We start from the raw sequence: 18335 nt of genomic DNA, 5'->3' as shown, positions 1-18335 counted from the left end.
TGTTATCTCAGGCTGTGAAACAGAAAAAACCATAAACCAACCAGCAATGCGCCAGCCGAAATGAGCTGGATACAAAATAAAACCGTTTGGCGCCATGAGATTTGAGTTTCCTGCGCGAGCGTCTGCTGTGTATCTTCCGGATGGATATCGTGGTTTATCTCAGCGATGTTGCTACTGTTCATTGTTGAAAAATTCGCGGTATTGACACGAGTTTGCCCTGTCAGGAATACGGTGAATGCTTTAAAGAGAGTATCGCGTGGCCCACTGTCATTAAGTAGTCGAGCGGTCAAGATTTTTGAATCTGTATCATCGTTGCCATAGCCATAAAAAAAGGCTTCCAGCGAATACCCTTGCCAGGAAAGGCCACTTTGACGGCAATTCTCATGTGCGCTGCTATCGATATGACGGCAAAAAAGCCGCAGCAACAGATCGACGGTTTCTTCTTCATATCCTTGCTCGGTTAACTGATGAGTCAACAGTTCAAGTAAATTGATTGTCTTCAGCTGAATATCCGCAAGCGAGGGGATAACAGCATTAAATTTAAGCGACGTATCAATAGCCGCAATTTGATTAAAAATAGCTTCTGTTTTCACCACATTCTCTCTATGGTTTCTCCCCAGCCTTGGGTGTTTATATAAGGGCAAATCCTTACCGCATGGGGTTTTAAGAGCTTGAGAGATGAAAACTCAATATCAATTTTAAGATCATCACCCTCTTGCTTAAACAAAGAAGCCACATCATTTTTATCTACTTCGATTTTCTCTAATAAAGTATTTTGTTTATCGTAAATACCGATGTGCCACCATGCGATATCTTCTCTGGAAATATCCAGTTGGCCTGCCGGGATAACAATTTTTTTTTGGTTAGGGTAAATAACACTCGTAAAAAGGTCATTTTCCACCTGGGATTGATCGCTAAAAAAACCAATCCGATCCTTGCCGATGACTGCCGGTAACACAGCACGCCGCTGAAAAAATACGCCTGCATGTAATTCAAGTTCTTTGAGTGTGCGCTGCGTCCCGAGCGTAAATCTTCCTAAATCAGCGGGTTGCGACTCAAGGCCGAACAGAGAGCGAACCCGATATTTGGAAAGCTTGTCTTTTTCCCACCAGGCGGTTTCGATCAGGCCAGCTGCTTTTGCTTCGCTGTTATGGTCACTCCATACTTTATTGTGCTGCCGGCGACCATAATAATGCCAGATTAATAAAATGTGTGGGTAGTACACATCATATCCATGAGTAAATGCGCGGGCTGACATAGCGATTTCTTCCCCCGCAAAGAATATTTGTGGATCGTTTGGCACCTCTTTCACAAAAGCCCCATCCGCAAAAATAAACCCACCCGCCAGGTAGCATCCTCTGACAGGTGAGTCCCCCTCAAACGGCATAGCCTTTAACATGACGATGTTATGCGCGTTAAACTCCCTGAAGATCAGGCGGTTGACTTTTTGCGCTTTTTTTTGCTCATTGCCCGGCTCGTAAGCGGGTGGATAGCCAGATAAAACAGGCTTTGGGCTTTGCGAACGAAGCGATTCCAGTAACGTTGCCATACTGGTGTCCCAGCCAGTATTGAAGCGACAATGTGAATCGATTTGCATAAAATAACGTTCGTTAGCATAGAAAGTTTCCGAGCAATGCCTCGCCCAACAGGCACCCTGGCTTAGATAATAATGAATGCTAAGTACGTCAATAAGCGCGTTGTGGAACTGAAAGCGCCACCTCTCCTGTTCTCCGGATACCTCGCTATCAAGCAGCGTCATGCCTGCATTTACAAAATAATCAATGCCTTCATTATCATGTTGCCAGCAAATAGCGATATGAAGATGTTCAGTGTTATCCGCTTGCTTCACCATGTCCTGCAAAGTTGGCAGCAGTTCAGGATCGCGATAACTGGCTATGCTAATAAAGATTTTTTTATTGTCTGACATTCCGTTGTCACCCAATTTAATATTTACTTAACCTGTAACAGGATTTCAGCTTGAGCGGTAAAAGCACCATTTTCAGGGAGCTTGCCATTACCCGTAGGGTATAATGTTGCATGCCATTTAAATTCTGCAGCAACATCATTAGCGACACTTGTTAAAATTTCATTGGTACTGCCATCAACCATCATGTCGTTGTTTTTACTATCCGTTATTTATATTGCCAACCGGTCCATGTTGCCTGCAGCATCTTTAACTTTGATGTATTTTAAGTCTGAAGTGGCAGTTTGAGTGCTAATCGCTGCGCTGGCCGAATAATTACCATAGTCAGTTTTGCAGATCAGGCTGAAATCTAGATCCCGTGCTATACCTGAGGCCGTTAAGGTATTCGTTGTGACTGTACCAAAATCAACTGTTTTTGCGTTATCATATGTGCAAGATGGGGTGCTGATAATCATCAGTTGACCAATGTTTAATCGACGGGTGTATTTTGCCGGATTATCAGCAGTAACCCAGGTATACGCAATTTCTTCTGCCGGAAGCACTACGTCACCACCTTTATTGGTCAATGTCAATGTTGGTTGCGTTTTAAAAAGTTGAATAGTGAAATATGATTCAGCAGGGCAAACAAAACGCCCCTGTGCACTTCCATCCTCGAACTGCATCGGCCCACTGGCAGGAAAATTTAAAGGGTTGCCGCCGTTATTGTTACGCATAAGAACTTTAATACCAATACCAGGAACGTTTGTCTGGAATATCTTGGTCGAGCTATCCTGTCCGGAAAGATGCATAACATTCCTTCCGTACATTTCTCCATTGTCACAGTTAATATATGAAAGTTCTGCACCTTGAGGCCCAGAGTCATCCTCATAAATCGGTACACTGGTATCCTGCCTTGCAGAAGCGTCTATAGTAATAGTTGCTGATTTAATGTTAAAGATATGCGGAGTGCCCTGGTCTAGTTGACAGGTAGCAAAGACGTTACCTGATATAACAAGGATCAGTAGAGACAGAAACTTATTCTTTAGCATGTTAATACTCCTGCCCGGTATTGAGTTGAGAAACGATTTCTGGAGGAAGAATTTTTAATAGTTCTGCAAAAGTTTTACCAAAAATTTGATCGGCGAAATGTAACAGCAAAATCACTGGATTACTGGGTTCGGCAACGGTCAGCCAGGCCCTGACTTCTCTTAAATGTGCCTGTGCATCTGCGCGGGACTCAATTTTTTTGAAGATGACGACAGTGTCAGGTTTATTTTCTGACGTCACTTCACTGGAAATAATGGTTGGGGTTTCCTTGTTGATATTGTCAGCCGTATGATTCAGGTGCGTTGGCATTGCAGGTGTGGTATCTGCGAAATCTGTAGCACCGCTAATACTAAAAAGGCTGAGGATGTGGCTAAGTTTTAAGAAGTCAGGGCCTTCAGAACGTAGCTGTTCATCAAGCACAGCTTTAATGCTGTTGAGAACCAGGGATGCTTGTTTCAAAGAATGAATGAGCGCACTTTCGTTAACGCTCCATTCTCGCATGAATGAAATCAAGGTGATTTCCGCTAATGCACCTTCTTCACGCGGAAATGCGTGACCCTTCTCAAACTCTTTAACGGTGATTTGTTGCCCGGCGGCTTTCGGTAATAATTGCTGACGCAAATCGCCGAGAAAGCCATTGACATTCTCAAGTTCCGAAAATGCATTGCTGCGCATCAAAGGTTCAAATTCCCCTTCGTCTTCCAGTTGAGGGTAGAGATATTGCGGAAATAGTTTTAGCAGATGATGTAAAACGTCTAACCCTTCATGTAAGGCGAATAGCCCAATTTTACGCATCCGACAACGGATAAGCGTGATGATAAGACGAATATCAATGCTTTTGCTAAGTAATGTGCGACATTCCCGTTCAATCTCCGCCCAATTAATTGGCGCGGCAGCTTCGACAAAACTACCGTATTCAGCTTCGAGTTTTGGCTCAAGATGAGAAAGCAGCATAATAAATGCCGGATCGTATTCTAGACTTGAGCCGCACGGATTTTCACCGGGAACGGGTTGAATAATTTCCCGGTAATATTCTGAATGTAGTGAGAGTGTGCTGTTATTCATATCCATTTCTTTTTAAGTAGCATCAAGCGAAAACGATTCACACCAACAATTTACGATTGCCAGGTTTCCGGTTCGAAACTCATTCCTGAGACGGGGGTAGTGGTGTCTTCTCTTTCCAGCCAGGTGGCATAACCTAACTGATGTGCGCCATTAAGCTGTGCCTGCGGCACTTCTTCTGCAGCTAGCACTAACTGAACGTCCCACGCATATTCAAAGCCAATGAAATTTCTGATCCACTCGCGCAGTACGGGTAAATCCTTGCCCCATGGGCTGAACTGCATATATTGGCTTAAGGTGAGCGGCCCGAGTAGCAGACGAAATTTATGCTGCCGATCCTGAACGGTATCGCCAAGGATTGCACCGTCGCCGAGAAGCATGGCTGAATCGGCGTTGCCAAGCATGCTTTGATCGCTTTTAGTCAGAAAAATCCACTGACGAGCATACTCTTCAATATTAACTGCAATATCAAAGTAGTAACGTAAAGCGCCGACGACGCCTTCAGGATTACGAGATTCCCGAATCAGATGCGCAGCAGAGGCAAGCCTCGCATGCACGGGCAGGGTAACGCCATCAAGTTCTTGCGGGTCAATACCAATCAGGCTTCCGATATAAAAGGAGAAGCGTTCATCATCTTTCCGGTCTAATGACGCGGTATCTTGTGCAACCAACCAGGCTCGATAAAGTTGCGTTATCGCACGGTGATGAAAAATATCGACAAAATCGGTTAACGTATGGTCATGTAATTCAGAGCGTGAAAAAGCCTGTTCAGTTAAATGTAAGGGCATTGCGCCTTGCGCACCCCATATCCCCAAACTGAATAGTTGAATCTTGAGTTTGTCATCCTCAGCGGTGATTTGTGCTATTTCGCGCGGCGAAAAGGCCATATGCGCCGCCTGACCTAAACGAAAAATTTCGTGGGTTGGACGTAACGCTTTTCCCGGTGCGGGTAACATGGGGGTACGCGCGCCAATAGCGCGCATTATGCTAATAAAACCCGATTCCCACGGATGGCCAGCCCGATACCATGCGGCTAGTAATGACGTTGCGTTTTTGAGAGGCGTCGTGTTTTCTATCATAATGCGCCTCGTTTCCCCGGGCGGGGTTTCCATTGCCCGATTCGCCCACGCTGCATGGAATGTAATTCCATTTCGGTAAATACATTAATCGCAGCATGGCGGGCAATGTAGTTTTCCATGATTAACCCAAACAAATAGGGGCTAATACCTGAAAAATTTTCTTCGTCAACGGTAAGGGTGCAACGTACTCCGCGACCGTAAACAAGTAAGCCATCTCCCGGCAAACGGCGTATTACCGGCTCAGTCTGGCAACTCACAAGGCCGCTGATTTGTGCCAGCGATTCACGATCGGCGGTAGTGACGTAGAGGCGCAACATATTGCGTAGTGCCTCGCCTCCTGGCGCATGATTCATATTTGAAAGCGGTAAATAGTTAAAATTTAACTGTCGTATAAGCCGCCAGGCAGACTCCCCTGAAGCAAAGGCAGGGCGTGGAGCACTGGGTTGGCAAACGAAATGCGCACCATGCACGGGTGCTGAGTCCACCATGGTTAAGTCCATGGCGGCAGTTTGTGAGATCAATCGCGGTAAATCGCGGTTAGTGACCAGTGCTTCGATTGATAAGTAACGGATGTCATCGCCATAAGGCGCTTCCTGTTGATCGACAAGAGAAATGAAGACTTCCGTGCCAGCATAAGGAGTGCGGGTATCATATTTTCTTCGGTTATGGTTCAGATTCCTTGGCCTGCGCGTTACCGAGTAGTAGCGCCCAAAATTGCCGTTATCGCAATGGCGTGTCTGGTAAAGCGGGTTAAACACAATCTCTTTTGCCGTTTCGGCCTGCTGTCCGAGCACATTGCGTATTGAGAAAAGTTCAAAATCCAGAGGTCGGCTGCGGTCAGGAACAATTTGGAAGTCGTTTTGAGCCCGGTTTAGCTCAATTTTGTCCATCCGTTTGGGGAAAAGGTTAATCGCAGGGGTGCAAAATAGTAAGAAACACGCTGGGTCGATATGGCCAATAAGGTTCTGTTCCAGTCGGTCAAGCAGGATAATAATCTCTGCTTCCTGGGTATGGTTATGCTTTAAACCCTGCGCGAGCTGCGTCGGAGTAAAGAAGTAGAAGCGCTGCCTGCAGGAGAAGTATTCCTGCATAAGATTATGACCATGAAAGATATTCCATGATACTGGCAACAAGCTTTGATCAGGCTGTAACCCTTCGAAAGACAAAGGCGAATTGCTGACAACGTGATTGTACGAGGCATTCTCATTGCCACCACGAAGTATCACCGCAACGTGACTGGCATGGACAAGCTCAAAAATATGTGAGGCGATCCTCTCGTCACCATTGATGTAAATAGGTAGGCGGTCGAGACCAGCGAGTTGAGAGAAAAGCACCTCACCTTTCAAATGTAATTTGATACGCAATGCGCCCTTCAGCTTGTGATGTGATATCCGATACGGCTCAAGATTAGGGATATCAGGTGGTACGGACGTCAATCGCGCCTCGACGATTTCCAGTGGCCATAGCGTGACTTCCTGACTGGTGCGAAATTCACAACGCGTCTTCTCGCCAGCAGGAATACAGGTGTGAAGCGCGCTTTGGGGCTTCACATGATACCCCTGAGTTAAATCGCCCTCTTTCAGATTGGGTTTTAACTGAACAACACCCATGGACGGCGTAGGGGAGTTATAGTTGGGGTAAATCACATCCAGCAGCCGCTGAGTGAAATGCGGAAACTCAGCATCTAACTTAAGCTGCGTCCTTGCTGACAGAAAACAAAACGCCTCAATTAATCGTTCAACATACGGATCTGCAACATTAATGCCTTGCATGCCGAGACGACTGGCAATTTTAGGATGCTTTTGGGCAAATTCACTCGCCAACTCTCTGACAAAAGTGAGCTCTTGGTTATAGTAATTAAGAAACTTAAGATCCATAGATAGATGGCTCGAATTTTCCCTTAGCGAAAATTAATGGCTTCAATTAGGGCAAAATTAAATATTAATTTCTTCCACCATCAAAGCTCTGTTTTTTAAGAGTCTGCAGCAGTCGAAAATTATGGCTTCGTGATTTTTGTTATTCAAATGCATTGGGTGTTTATATTGAGACTTTCAAAATTTTTTAATTAAAAATTAGTTGCTTATGAATATACGTTTTCGGAGTTGGTTATTTTTCTTGGGTCATTTTCTTAGAATTCCTGTTATTACAGGTTGTCGACTACTTTTGACTTAAATTGTGTTGTTTAATCTGTGCGCTCAGTTTGATTATTATGTTTGCACAGATTTATCTGAGCGCTTTTTTGCATTGATTGTCATTGTGTTTCATTTGGTAACCAATTTTCATTGGATTTTGAATACTTATTTCTATTGGACAATGATTCAGGGATCGCATTGTGTCTATTACTCGTAAAAGCTTATTTGGCAAGCTCAATGAGACGTTGTATCGCTCTATTGAAAGCGCGACAACGTTGTGCAAGTTAAAGGGAAATCCCTATGTAGAATTAGTGCACTGGTTAAATCAACTTTGGCATCAGAGCTCCGATAGCGATCTCAGAAGAGTCGTTCACCATTTTGCCGCTGACGTTAATACACTAGAGCGAAGCTTAAAACACGCTTTGTTGCAGTTACCCACTGGCGCAACGAGTATTACTGATTTTTCATATCATATTGAATTAGCGATTGAGCGTGCGTGGATTTACGCGAGCCGCATCCGTAGCGGCCATTTACTGATGGCGATGCTGACGACCATAGAATTACGTCGGGCTTTGAATTCTATTGCTCCAGAACTGGCTGCCCTCCCGCTGGAAATACTGAGTCAGGATCTCGCTTTTATTACGCAAACTTCGCATGAAGCGCAGGATGCATCACTTGAAAATGATTATTGTGATAACAACGCTATCCCAGGCGAAGCCAGTCGTGCCATCAAACCTGTTTCAGGTGGTTCGCTGGAACAATACTCAACCGATCTTACCGCGCTTGCGCGCGAAGCTAAAATCGATCCGGTATTAGGACGCGACAGTGAAATCAACAGCATGATTGATATCTTGCTGCGTCGTCGCCAGAACAATCCGTTATTGACTGGCGAGGCGGGCGTGGGCAAAACCGCGGTAGTCGAAGGTCTTGCGTTAGCCATTGTTGCAGGGAATGTGCCGCCTGCACTGTCTCGAGTGCGATTGTTAATGTTGGATGTCGTGGCGCTCTCTGCAGGAGCCAGCATGAAAGGGGAATTTGAGGCGCGTCTGAAGGCAGTACTTGATGAAGCGATGCGCTCGCCCATTCCCATTATTTTGTTCATTGACGAAGTGCACACGCTGGTAGGCGCGGGCGGTGCGGCGGGTACTGGCGATGCAGCAAACCTTCTTAAACCAGCACTGGCCCGCGGTCAATTACGCACCATCGGGGCGACGACATGGAGCGAATTTAAACGCCATATTGAAAAAGATCCTGCTTTAACTCGTCGTTTCCAGGTATTGCAGATAGCAGAGCCGGACGAAGAAAATGCCATTGCAATGTTGCGTGGTTTGGTTCCGATGCTTGAGCAGCACCATGGCGTATGGATTATGGATGAGGCAGTTCAGGCGGCGGTTAAATTTTCGCACCGTTACATTCCAGCGCGCCAACTACCCGATAAGGCCATTAGCCTGTTGGATACTGCTTGCGCGCGAGTCGCTGTGGCGCAGCATGCGCTACCTGTCTCACTGCAATTGATGAAATATCGCGAGCAAACCGCGTTAACTGAAATGACCCTGGTCGAAAAGGCGCTCAATTATGGTAAGGACGATGCGGTGCGTACCGAAGTATTACGCCAGCGTATCACTCAGGAAAGCCATAATGCGCGTGCTCTGGAAGAACGCTGGGAAAAAGAAAAAGCGTTGGTTACCGAACTCATTGATGCACGTAATGCTTTAGATCAAAAAAGTCATCCTGAAAACAATAAAGACCAACTTGCTGATTGCTATTTAAAAATGGCAGGTCTTGAAGACCAGCTCGAAAACATACGCCGCGATCAGACGCTGGTTCCGTCTGAAGTGAATATGAGCGTCATCGCTAATATTGTTTCTGACTGGACCGGTATTCCAGTGGGTCAAATAGTCAAAGATGAAGCACGCTCAATCATTGAGCTACCTCAGCGACTGGAAGAACGTGTCGTAGGGCAGGCGCATGCGCTGGCACAAATCTCGGAAAGTATTTTAACTTCCCGGGCTGGTCTTGCCGATCCAAACAAGCCTATTGGTGTTTTTATGCTGGTTGGCCCTTCGGGGATTGGCAAGACAGAAACAGCACTGGCCATCGCTGAAAATCTATATGGCAGTGAACGTCACCTTATTACTATCAATATGAGTGAGTACCAGGAGCCGCATACGGTTTCATCACTAAAAGGTTCACCGCCAGGCTATGTCGGTTATGGTGAAGGTGGCGTCCTGACCGAGGCGGTAAGGCGTAAACCTTATAGCGTTATATTGCTCGATGAGATAGAAAAAGCCCATCCGGATATCCATGAACTCTTTTTCCAGGTGTTTGATAAAGGCTGGATGGAAGATGGAGAAGGCCGTTACATTGATTTCAAAAATACCGTATTGCTGTTAACCAGCAATGTGGGGAGTGAATTAACAAGCCAATTGTATAGCGATGCTGAAACAGCACCAGATGCAGAAGGATTACTTAAAGCGCTACAATCGGAATTGTTAAAAGTTTTTCCGGCAGCGTTCTTAGGACGTATCAAAATAATACCCTATATTCCGCTTGATTCCGCATCGCTGAAAAACATTGTGAGAATGCATCTTTTACGTATTGCTTCGCGCATGAATGTACAGCATAACATTCAACTGGCATTTACAGATGAAGTTGTTTCATGGATTACTGAACAATGTCCGGTTGTTGAGACGGGAGCGAGAGCCTTAATACATTTCATTGAGAAGAAAATAGTTCCTGAATTAAGTCGACGTATTCTGAATAATGTTGAAAAGCTTTCGCGTATCTCGTTAAACATTGGGGAAGGTCAATGTGAAAAACGTTTCATAGTATTTGAGCAGGAGGGAGAGGAAACCACATATTAAGGAAAAGCGAAGGACTGTATGTATAGATGAGCATTATTAATGACAAATTCTATTAAGGAATATAAAATGTTTAAATCAAAAATTTCTGCCTGCCTCTTGGCTATGGGATTTATTGCATTCGGCGCTAACGCTGTCGATCCTGTGACCCAGGGTACCGTAACCTTTAACGGCAAACTGATTGTTGAAACTTGCTCTATTGTGAGTGGTGACGAAAATCTCACAGTAACGCTGCCGACGCTTTCTACCGCATCACTGAAAACACCGGGTGATGAAGCGGGCTCAACATCTTTCGACATTCATGCTGAGAATTGTGACCCCTCTTTGACTAAAGTAGGTGCTCACTTCGAAGCGATTGGCAGCACAGGCGCAGATATGGCTACCGGTAACCTTATTAACGCTGCGCCAGCTGCGAACAAAGCAGCTGAAGTTGAGGTTCGTCTTTATGACGCAGATGGTACGCCAATGACTATCGGTACTACTGGTCAAATGTTTGATATTGATTCCACCACACATAAAGCCACTATGCGTTATATCGGTGGTTACTATGCGACAGGTGTAACCACAGCAGGGGATGTTACTGCAAAAGTTAACTACACCCTGGCTTATCCTTAATCGCCAGTCATTTTCTTAAATTACTAATAAAGCGTCTGGCTTAGCTAAGTTGGACGCTTAGTGAAAATAAAAGCGAGCATCATTTATTAATGACAGCTGGCTTTTATTCTTATTAACTTTTTTAGGATGCTACCATGTTTATCAGAGCTTTGTATTTAATGCTGATTGCTCTTTTAATTCCCTTTTATTTGCAAGCTGCGATGACTATTAGCGGTACGCGGATCATTTTTCCTGCGTCAGAAAAAGAAGTTAACATTAGAACCAATAATCGGGGGGATAAGCCTGCACTAGTGCAGGTCTGGACAGATGATGGTAAAGTTAATGGCGATGTTAATAGTGTAAAAACGCCATTTATACTTACGCCGCCTGTGTATCGTGTTGAACCCGGGCGTGGTCAAAGCGTACGTCTAATTTATAACGGTACCGCATTACCTAAGGATCGGGAGTCGGTTTTTTGGTTCAATATGTTAGAGATTCCCCCTAAGGAACAAGGTGTTGCGAATAATAAAAATAAGCTCGAACTGGCTTTTCGTACGCGTATAAAAATATTTTACCGCCCAGAGAGTTTGACTGAAAGCAGCGAAGAGCAGGTTGAAAAACTGAAGTGGAGTGTCAAAAGCGCTTCTAATGGCAGCAAATTGGTTTCTATTGAGAACCCTACCCCTTATTTCTTTTCGTTTGATAGCGCTGCTGTAAAAAATGGGAGCATCGGAGCGGATATTAATATTGATATGGTTCCACCATTTACACGGCTGGAATTCCCGGTAAAAAATAGTCCGTCGGTTACCAATAATATTACCGCCATTGATTTTCGCTCAATTAATGATTACGGCGCAGCGCATCAGCATCATCTCATCTGGCAAAATCAGTCATTCATATTGAAAGATCAAACACCTCAAAGTTAAAGAGCTTCAAGCGGAGCGCGTATTACTAATATAAAAGTATCCAAACAGAATTCCAGGGAAGCGATATGAAAAACAAACATAAAGTGACTTCGCTGACGGCCATTGCATCGGTCATTATTACTATTTTTTCAACCAAAGGGGGGGCGGCGCAGTCAGAAATGTCCAATCCTGAGCAGCCTGATGCGAACAGTGCGGCAGTGATGGAATATAACCCTGATTTTATTCGTGGTGGTGGGGTTGACGTAGCGCGTTTTAAAGAGGGTAACCCTGTTACCGCTGGCGTATACAATGTACTCGTTACTGTAAATGGTGAACGGCGCGGTAAATATGACGTTCACTTTAATGAATTAAGTACGGCTGATAATGCGCTTGCCGCATTTACCCTGCAAGAATTACAGGCTATTGGGATTAAAATAGATGAGACTACTAAGCCAGGGCTGAAAAAGCAGGCTATGGTTATTGCTGATAAACGCTTTACTATTCAGGAGCTCATTGATAAAAGCCATGTTTATTATAACCAGAGCGATTTCGAATTAGATATTACCGTACCCCAGGCGAACCAAATTGTATTTCCGAGAGGTTATACCGATCCAAGCCGTTGGGATAGCGGGGAGACAGTTGGTTATCTCGACTATAACGCTAATATATACAGCACTTATAATGCCAGTTCTCATTATAGTGACCCCAATAATGACTACACCAGTACCGTCAGTTTTCTCGGAGGATTGAATTTATTGGACTGGCGCCTTCGTAAGCGCACCAATCTTAATTGGGCCAAAAATGACGGTGGGATGAAAACGGATAATCTTTATACCTATGCCGCAAAAGATATAACCGCATTTAAGAGTCAATTTTTAATAGGTGACAGCAATACCAATGGCGAGGTTTTTGATAGTTTTAATCTTCGTGGGGCACAGCTAACTTCGGATGATCGAATGTTGCCAGAGGGGCTTCGTAACTATTCCCCTATTGTTCGTGGCGTAGCGGATACCAATGCGAAGGTCACTATCATGCAGCATGGTCAAAAAATTTATGAAACAGTCGTCCCTCCCGGGCAATTCGAATTAAGTGATATCGGTGCGATGGGTTACGGTGGTGATTTGCAAATGACAATCACCGAAGCGGATGGTCGACAAAAATTTACTACCATCCCTTTTTCTGCTCCTCCAATGTTACTGCATCAAGGGGTAACGCGCTTTAGCATTGCGTTGGGTGAGTTGCGAGATGACGTTCTGCGTGACTTGCCAAAAATTTTGCAGGGTACGGTGCGCTACGGGCTAAAAAACCGACTCACTGTTTATGGTGGGGCGCAGTTTGGCGAGTTTTATCAGTCTCTGGCTATTGGTAATGCGATTAATACTATCATTGGTGGTTTTTCGATCGATATGACCCGTGCGCGCAGCAAATTGGGTGATGAAGGCACCAAGTGGGGAAACAGTTATAAAATTGCTTATTCTAAGTACCTGGATCAAACAAATACTAACATGACGATAGCGGCTTATCGTTATTCCTCTGAAGGGTATTACTCACTGCGTGACGCTAGTATTGAGCGTGAAGGATATCGCCATGATGATTATTTAGGCTCATCATATCGTGCTAAGCAAAGTTTTAGCGTTACGGTGTCTCAGGCATTATGGTCTAATAGTTCTCTAGATATATCAGGCACTTACTATAACTATTGGGACGATAGAGGGACAGCTAAACAATATTCCATTACTTATAATCAGGCGTTAGATAATTTCTCTTATTCGCTTTCAGCACTACGTAATAGTGATGAAGACGGGAATTATGAAAATACGGTGTTGGTATCAGTCAACGTACCTTTTGGGAGAAGTTCTGCCGATCGTCCACTGTTTGATTCTCTCTATACTAGTTATAGCAATAGTAATAAGGGCAACGAACAATTTAGTACCAACCTTTCTGGCAGTCGCGGTCCACAGGATGAGGTGAATTATGGAATGGGTACCTCATTCGCGAATGCTGATTCAGAAGGCTCACACGATGCCTTCAGTGGATATGTGAATTATCGTTCACCGATTGGCCAATATGGCTTGACGGGTTCGGTAGATAATCGTGAATCAAGCCAGGTCTCCTTTTCAGCGAGTGGGAGCGTGGTGGCTCATAAAGGCGGCGTAACCCTAGGGCCTCAGTTGGGAGAATATCCCTTCGCAATTATCGGGGCAAAAGGGGCTAAGGGAGCCACAATCATAAACGGGAACGGCGCAAAAATAGATGGGCGTGGTTATGCAATTATGCCTTCACTGACACCGTATCGTGAAAACCAAATAAACGTCAGTACTAAAGGCTTACCGGATACCGTTGATGTGCTGGAAAACGAAAAAATTGTTGTCCCCAGAATGGGCGCAGCCATCGGTGTGGATATGAAAACACTGGTTGGGGTGCCAGTGGTACTCATTTTACGTGATCAAAACAATGAATTTTTGCCTATCGGTACAGAAATTGTTGATGACAACAATGTAAGCCAGAGTGTGATTGGGCAGGGTGGTATGGCATTTGTCCGGGGCTGGGACCCACTGACTCAGAATCTTTATGCACATATTAATAAAGATAAATGCAAGATTAGTCCTCAACAAGGGCAGCCGCTTTCTACTGCAGTCGCTAGTAATTCTATTACGCAACTGGAGGCCATATGCGTTCGTTAAACATCTATTCTGAAATAATGACGTTAGGGTATCGAATATTTTTCCTTAATGTAATTTTTATAATGTCCATGTGTTCTTCCTGGGCACAAAGTTGCGCTGGTGTCGATTGTAAGGTGCAAGTGCAATTTAAAGGCACTTATGTTCAGGATACCTGTGATATTAGTATCAATAACGGCACTTCGTCAGAAACGGTAACTTTACCGACATTATCCTCTGCAACTTTACAACAGGATGGTGCCGAAGGGGGAAGCGGGGTATTTAACGTTACACTAAAGAATTGCCCTGCCGGAAAAACGATCATGTTACAGTTTGTTAGTGGGATGAGTGCATCAGATACCCAGACGGGTAATTTAGTAAATACTGCCGGATCAAACTATAGCAGTAATGTGCAGGTACGAATTCGGAAAAGCGACAATACGCAAATAAAAATAGATGACAGTAATACTATGCAGGATTATGTTATAGACACAGCAGGTAATGACGTCACACACGCATTTGTATCCAGTTATTATGCTAAGGGAAATCATGCGGTTACTGCTGGTGATGTTAAAGCCATTGCAGGAATTGAGCTGTACTATAAATGAGCTTTATATTCATATTAAATATGCAATTGATAGAATGAATAACGAATTCAGTCTGGACAATTGCTTGTTAAACTGAGATAAAATATTAAAGGACTATCATGGCTGTCAGTAAAAGTAGCTCGCAAAAGTTTATTGCGCGAAATCGTGCACCTCGCGTGCAAATTGAATATGATGTGGAAATCTATGGTAGTGAAAAGAAAATTGAACTGCCGTTTGTTATGGGGGTATTAGCGGATCTTTCTGGTAGATCTTTAGAACCGCTTCCACCTGTATCTGATCGTAAATTTCTGGCTATTGATATTGATAATTTCGATGAGCGTATGAAAGCAATGAAGCCCAGGGTTGCTTTTGCGGTGCCGAATACATTGACAGGCGAAGGCCAGTTAATGGTGGATATTACATTTGAATGTATGGATGACTTTTCTCCTGATGCTATCGCAACAAAAGTCGATTCACTTTCACAATTGCTCGAAGCCAGAACTCAGCTCGCCAATCTACAAACATATATGGATGACAAAGCGGGAGCTGAAGAACTGGTTATGAAATTACTGAAGGATAAAGCGCTACTCAATGCGCTGGCTTCTGCACCGAAAGTAGAACAGACGACTGCTGATCTGTCTCAGGATGAATGATTTAGAGGGAAACTATATGTCTGTAAGTGAAGCCCAAAAACAAGGGCATGCAAAAACTCCTGAAGCTGCGACGTTTAGCGACTTTAACGCTTTGTTATCAAGAGAGTTTAAAGCTAAGACCGATCAAACTAAAGCAGCGGTTGAAGACGCGGTTAAAACATTAGCAGTGCAAGCGCTCGCGAATTCAGCAACTATTTCGGATGATGCTTATAAAAGTATCGCTTCTATTATTGCCGAAATCGATCGCAAACTTTCTGAGCAGATTAATCTGATACTGCATCACACCGAATTTCAGTCTCTGGAAAGTGCATGGCGTGGTTTGCAATATCTGGTTTACAACACAGAAACTGATGAAAAGTTGAAATTGCGATTCATGGACATTTCTAAAAATGAACTTCGTCGCAATATGAAACGCTATAAGGGCATCGCCTGGGATCAGAGCCCGCTATTTAAAAAAAATCTATGAAGAAGAATATGGCCAGCTAGGCGGTGAGCCTTATGGCTGTCTGGTTGCGGACTATTTCTTTGATCATACTGCTCCGGATGTCGATCTCCTGGCTTCAATTGGTAAAGTCGCTGCCTCTGCGCATGTCCCTTTTATTACAGGCGCATCACCCGCTGTATTACAGATGGAATCCTGGCAGGAGCTTTCGAACCCACGCGATCTGACCAAAATTTTTACTCAAAACTTGGAATATGCCGCATGGAATTCTCTGCGTCAGGCAGAAGATTCCCGTTATATCGGCCTGGCAATGCCGCGTTTTCTGGCGCGCCTCCCGTATGGGATCCGTACAAATCCGGTGGATGCGTTTCATTTTGAAGAAACCACTGATGGCGCCGATCACAGTAAATATATTTGGGCAAATGCTGCTTATGCGATGGCCGTCAATATCAACCGCTCGTTCAAAGAATATGGCTGGTGCACGCTGATCCGTGGTGTTGAAAGTGGCGGCGTGGTCGAAGGTTTACCGTGCCATACTTTCCCGACAGATGATGGCGGGATTGATATGAAGTGCCCAACCGAAATTGCTATTTCCGATCGCCGTGAAGCTGAGCTAGCGAAAAATGGATTTATTCCACTGGTTCATCGTAAAAATACCGATTACGCCGCTTTTATCGGCGCGCAGTCATTGCAAAAACCTGCTGAATATTACGATCCAGATGCAACGGCAAATGCTAATCTCTCGGCTCGCTTGCCATATTTGTTCGCGTGTTCACGTTTTGCTCATTACCTGAAATGTATTGTTCGCGACAAAATTGGTTCGTTTAAAGAACGCGACGAGATGCAGCGTTGGTTGAATGACTGGATAATGAACTATGTAGATGGTGATCCAGCAAACTCTACTATCGATACGAAAGCTCGACGTCCTTTGGCGGCGGCTGAAGTTGTTGTGGAAGACGTTGAAGGGAATCCGGGCTATTACCAGACGAAATTCTTCCTGCGTCCTCATTTCCAACTTGAAGGTTTAACTGTTTCATTACGTATGGTTGCAAAGCTGCCTTCATTAAAAGACGTAGCTTAATTGAAAGCTATTAACAAAAACATGGCTGATTTTGGAAGGCTATTTTTTTTGTTATCAAACCTGTAACAGGTAGTTGTAACAGCATAAGAAAGCAATGCATTGATTGTGTTGTAAACATATTTTGTGAAGGGTGGAATCACCGCCTTGCGTGGATCATGTTGAATATATAATCTGAAAAATTGCTTAATCTTATTGTTTCTTATCGATTAAACGTGCTTAAGAGGATAATTATGGCACAGGATATGTTTATCAAAATTGACGGCATCGAAGGGGAGTCTTTAGATGCTACTCATAAAAATGAAATCCAGGTATTAAACTGGGATTGGGTCGTTTCTCAGCATTCAAATATGCACAGTGGTTCAGGTGGCGGTTCCGGTAAAGCGACTGTTAACGATTTCAGCTTTACACATTATGTAGATAAGGCGAGCCCGAATCTGCTTAATCACTGTTTGACCGGTAAGCATATCAAGAATATCCAGTTTGTTGTGCGTAAAGCTGGCGGCGATCCGCTGGAATACCTGATTATGAAATTCACCGACACTATTATCACCCGAGTGGATCTGCATGGGTCTTTGGAAGATGAATCGCGTCCGCGTGAACTTGTTCATTTCTCATTTACGAAAATGACGCAAGATTACGTGATGCAGAATGCTGAAGGTCATAAGTCTGGCGTTATTTCAGCAAGTTATGATGTTAAAGCAAACCTGCATGGTTGATTTTTAGCCTGATGTTAAACCTGTCACATTTGTGGCAGGTTTTTAAGTTTTTTGCGGTTCAATAAAAGATAGAGTAAATAGGTTTCCTGAATATATGAGCTTCTATTTATTACGTTTTAGCCCATTCGCCGTTGCGCTATGCGTATTAACGCTTTTCGGATGCAGCATGCCGGAAAGGAATAGTGCGTCTGGGGCTTTGCCGGTGACTATTTCAGCATCAAAATCAATTAATCCTAACGCTGCGGGCAAGGCTACGTCGGTAAGTATGACGCTTTATGAACTTCGGGATACAGACAACTTCAACAGTAGTGATTTTTTTACATTTTTAGACGCTTCCGATCCGTCTTTAACAAATGATATTAGCAAAATTCATGAGTATATTTTAAGGCCCGGCGAAACGAGAACCTTTACATTAAAACCTGCCGCAGATGTTAACGCCATAGGTGTGATAGCAGCTTTTCGTGAAATCGATAAAGCGGAATGGCGCGATATTTATCAAATTACGCCGCCAAAGTCGAGGGCGTGGTACCACCTTTCACTCTTTGACTCTGAGAAAAAGATTAACATTCAGCTTGATAAAACATCCATTATTATTGATGAAGTGAATTGACCC

Annotated in this window: 15 protein-coding genes and 1 pseudogene; 9 read left to right on the top strand and 7 right to left on the bottom strand. The window is 44.1% G+C overall.

The window, feature by feature from the left end:
• Nucleotides 1–2: 2 nt before the first annotated feature.
• From FHW74_RS20975 to tssF, 7 genes are read right to left on the bottom strand one after another with little or no spacing between them, the layout of a single operon-like run.
• Nucleotides 3–593 carry a hypothetical protein gene (locus tag FHW74_RS20975; protein ID WP_183172246.1) on the bottom strand — a complete coding sequence of 197 codons (591 nt, stop codon included), beginning with the start codon at nt 591–593 and terminating at the stop codon, nt 3–5.
• Nucleotides 590–1927, bottom strand: a complete 1338-nt coding sequence (locus FHW74_RS20970) for a GlcNAc-transferase family protein (protein ID WP_183172244.1) — start codon at nt 1925–1927, stop codon at nt 590–592. The genes FHW74_RS20975 and FHW74_RS20970 overlap by 4 nt, the downstream gene beginning before the upstream one ends.
• Nucleotides 1928–1950: 23 nt before the next feature.
• A complete protein-coding gene (locus FHW74_RS22945) occupies nt 1951–2112 on the bottom strand; it encodes a hypothetical protein (RefSeq protein WP_255459964.1) in 162 nt (53 codons plus the stop codon).
• A 24-nt stretch (nt 2113–2136) separates the two neighbouring features.
• Nucleotides 2137–2952: a fimbrial protein gene (locus tag FHW74_RS20965; protein WP_255459963.1), complete on the bottom strand. Its 816-nt coding sequence runs from the start codon at nt 2950–2952 to the stop codon at nt 2137–2139.
• Between the two features lies 1 nt (nt 2953).
• Nucleotides 2954–4015: an ImpA family type VI secretion system protein gene (locus FHW74_RS20960; RefSeq protein WP_183172243.1), complete on the bottom strand. Its 1062-nt coding sequence runs from the start codon at nt 4013–4015 to the stop codon at nt 2954–2956.
• A gap of 50 nt (nt 4016–4065) precedes the next feature.
• Complete coding sequence (gene tssG, locus FHW74_RS20955) at nt 4066–5091, bottom strand: type VI secretion system baseplate subunit TssG (RefSeq protein WP_183172241.1); 1026 nt, start codon at nt 5089–5091, stop codon at nt 4066–4068.
• Entirely contained in the window at nt 5088–6968 is a 1881-nt protein-coding gene (gene tssF, locus FHW74_RS20950) for a type VI secretion system baseplate subunit TssF (RefSeq protein ID WP_183172240.1), read from the bottom strand. Before tssF ends, tssG begins: the two co-directional genes overlap by 4 nt.
• A gap of 455 nt (nt 6969–7423) precedes the next feature.
• Between tssF and tssH the strand changes: the two genes are divergently transcribed.
• The 9 genes and pseudogenes from tssH (at nt 7424) to tssJ (ending at nt 18332) form a co-directional block, all read left to right on the top strand.
• Complete coding sequence (gene tssH, locus FHW74_RS20945) at nt 7424–10087, top strand: type VI secretion system ATPase TssH (protein ID WP_183172239.1); 2664 nt, start codon at nt 7424–7426, stop codon at nt 10085–10087.
• A gap of 66 nt (nt 10088–10153) precedes the next feature.
• A complete protein-coding gene (locus FHW74_RS20940; RefSeq protein WP_183172313.1) occupies nt 10154–10699 on the top strand; it encodes a fimbrial protein in 546 nt (181 codons plus the stop codon).
• A gap of 134 nt (nt 10700–10833) precedes the next feature.
• On the top strand, nt 10834–11604 hold the full coding sequence (locus FHW74_RS20935; protein ID WP_183172237.1) for a fimbria/pilus periplasmic chaperone: 771 nt from the start codon (nt 10834–10836) through the stop codon (nt 11602–11604).
• 65 nt (nt 11605–11669) lie between these two features.
• Entirely contained in the window at nt 11670–14267 is a 2598-nt protein-coding gene (locus FHW74_RS20930) for a fimbria/pilus outer membrane usher protein (RefSeq protein WP_238406880.1), read from the top strand.
• Nucleotides 14255–14851 (top strand): fimbrial protein, encoded by a 597-nt coding sequence (locus FHW74_RS20925; protein ID WP_238406879.1) that lies wholly within the window; start codon nt 14255–14257, stop codon nt 14849–14851. The genes FHW74_RS20930 and FHW74_RS20925 overlap by 13 nt, the downstream gene beginning before the upstream one ends.
• A 98-nt stretch (nt 14852–14949) precedes the next feature.
• Nucleotides 14950–15483, top strand: a complete 534-nt coding sequence (gene tssB / locus FHW74_RS20920) for a type VI secretion system contractile sheath small subunit (RefSeq protein ID WP_183172236.1) — start codon at nt 14950–14952, stop codon at nt 15481–15483.
• Between the two features lie 16 nt (nt 15484–15499).
• Nucleotides 15500–17006 (top strand): annotated as a pseudogene (gene tssC / locus FHW74_RS20915) (type VI secretion system contractile sheath large subunit).
• Nucleotides 17007–17236: 230 nt separating this feature from the next.
• The gene (locus FHW74_RS20910) at nt 17237–17722 is read left to right on the top strand and encodes an Hcp family type VI secretion system effector (protein ID WP_183172235.1); all 486 of its coding nucleotides are present in this window, start codon (nt 17237–17239) and stop codon (nt 17720–17722) included.
• Between the two features lie 94 nt (nt 17723–17816).
• Entirely contained in the window at nt 17817–18332 is a 516-nt protein-coding gene (tssJ, locus tag FHW74_RS20905) for a type VI secretion system lipoprotein TssJ (protein WP_183172234.1), read from the top strand.
• Nucleotides 18333–18335: the final 3 nt, after the last annotated feature.

Source organism: Atlantibacter sp. RC6, assembly GCF_014193285.1.
GTDB lineage: Bacteria > Pseudomonadota > Gammaproteobacteria > Enterobacterales > Enterobacteriaceae > Atlantibacter.
Note: the sequence above shows the minus strand (reverse complement) of the source record. Positions and strands in the feature narration are given on the sequence as shown.

What these genes read in the sequence shown, in the direction of transcription:
- FHW74_RS20970 (WP_183172244.1), bottom strand. Translation starts at nt 1,927, where the DNA reads ATGTCAGACAATAAAAAAATCTTTATTAGCATAGCCAGTTATCGCGAT.
- FHW74_RS22945 (WP_255459964.1), bottom strand. Translation starts at nt 2,112, where the DNA reads ATGATGGTTGATGGCAGTACCAATGAAATTTTAACAAGTGTCGCTAAT.
- FHW74_RS20965 (WP_255459963.1), bottom strand. Translation starts at nt 2,952, where the DNA reads ATGCTAAAGAATAAGTTTCTGTCTCTACTGATCCTTGTTATATCAGGT.
- FHW74_RS20960 (WP_183172243.1), bottom strand. Translation starts at nt 4,015, where the DNA reads ATGAATAACAGCACACTCTCACTACATTCAGAATATTACCGGGAAATT.
- tssG (WP_183172241.1), bottom strand. Translation starts at nt 5,091, where the DNA reads ATGATAGAAAACACGACGCCTCTCAAAAACGCAACGTCATTACTAGCC.
- tssF (WP_183172240.1), bottom strand. Translation starts at nt 6,968, where the DNA reads ATGGATCTTAAGTTTCTTAATTACTATAACCAAGAGCTCACTTTTGTC.
- FHW74_RS20940 (WP_183172313.1), top strand. Translation starts at nt 10,154, where the DNA reads ATGTTTAAATCAAAAATTTCTGCCTGCCTCTTGGCTATGGGATTTATT.
- FHW74_RS20935 (WP_183172237.1), top strand. Translation starts at nt 10,834, where the DNA reads ATGTTTATCAGAGCTTTGTATTTAATGCTGATTGCTCTTTTAATTCCC.
- FHW74_RS20930 (WP_238406880.1), top strand. Translation starts at nt 11,670, where the DNA reads ATGAAAAACAAACATAAAGTGACTTCGCTGACGGCCATTGCATCGGTC.
- FHW74_RS20925 (WP_238406879.1), top strand. Translation starts at nt 14,255, where the DNA reads ATGCGTTCGTTAAACATCTATTCTGAAATAATGACGTTAGGGTATCGA.
- tssB (WP_183172236.1), top strand. Translation starts at nt 14,950, where the DNA reads ATGGCTGTCAGTAAAAGTAGCTCGCAAAAGTTTATTGCGCGAAATCGT.
- FHW74_RS20910 (WP_183172235.1), top strand. Translation starts at nt 17,237, where the DNA reads ATGGCACAGGATATGTTTATCAAAATTGACGGCATCGAAGGGGAGTCT.
- tssJ (WP_183172234.1), top strand. Translation starts at nt 17,817, where the DNA reads ATGAGCTTCTATTTATTACGTTTTAGCCCATTCGCCGTTGCGCTATGC.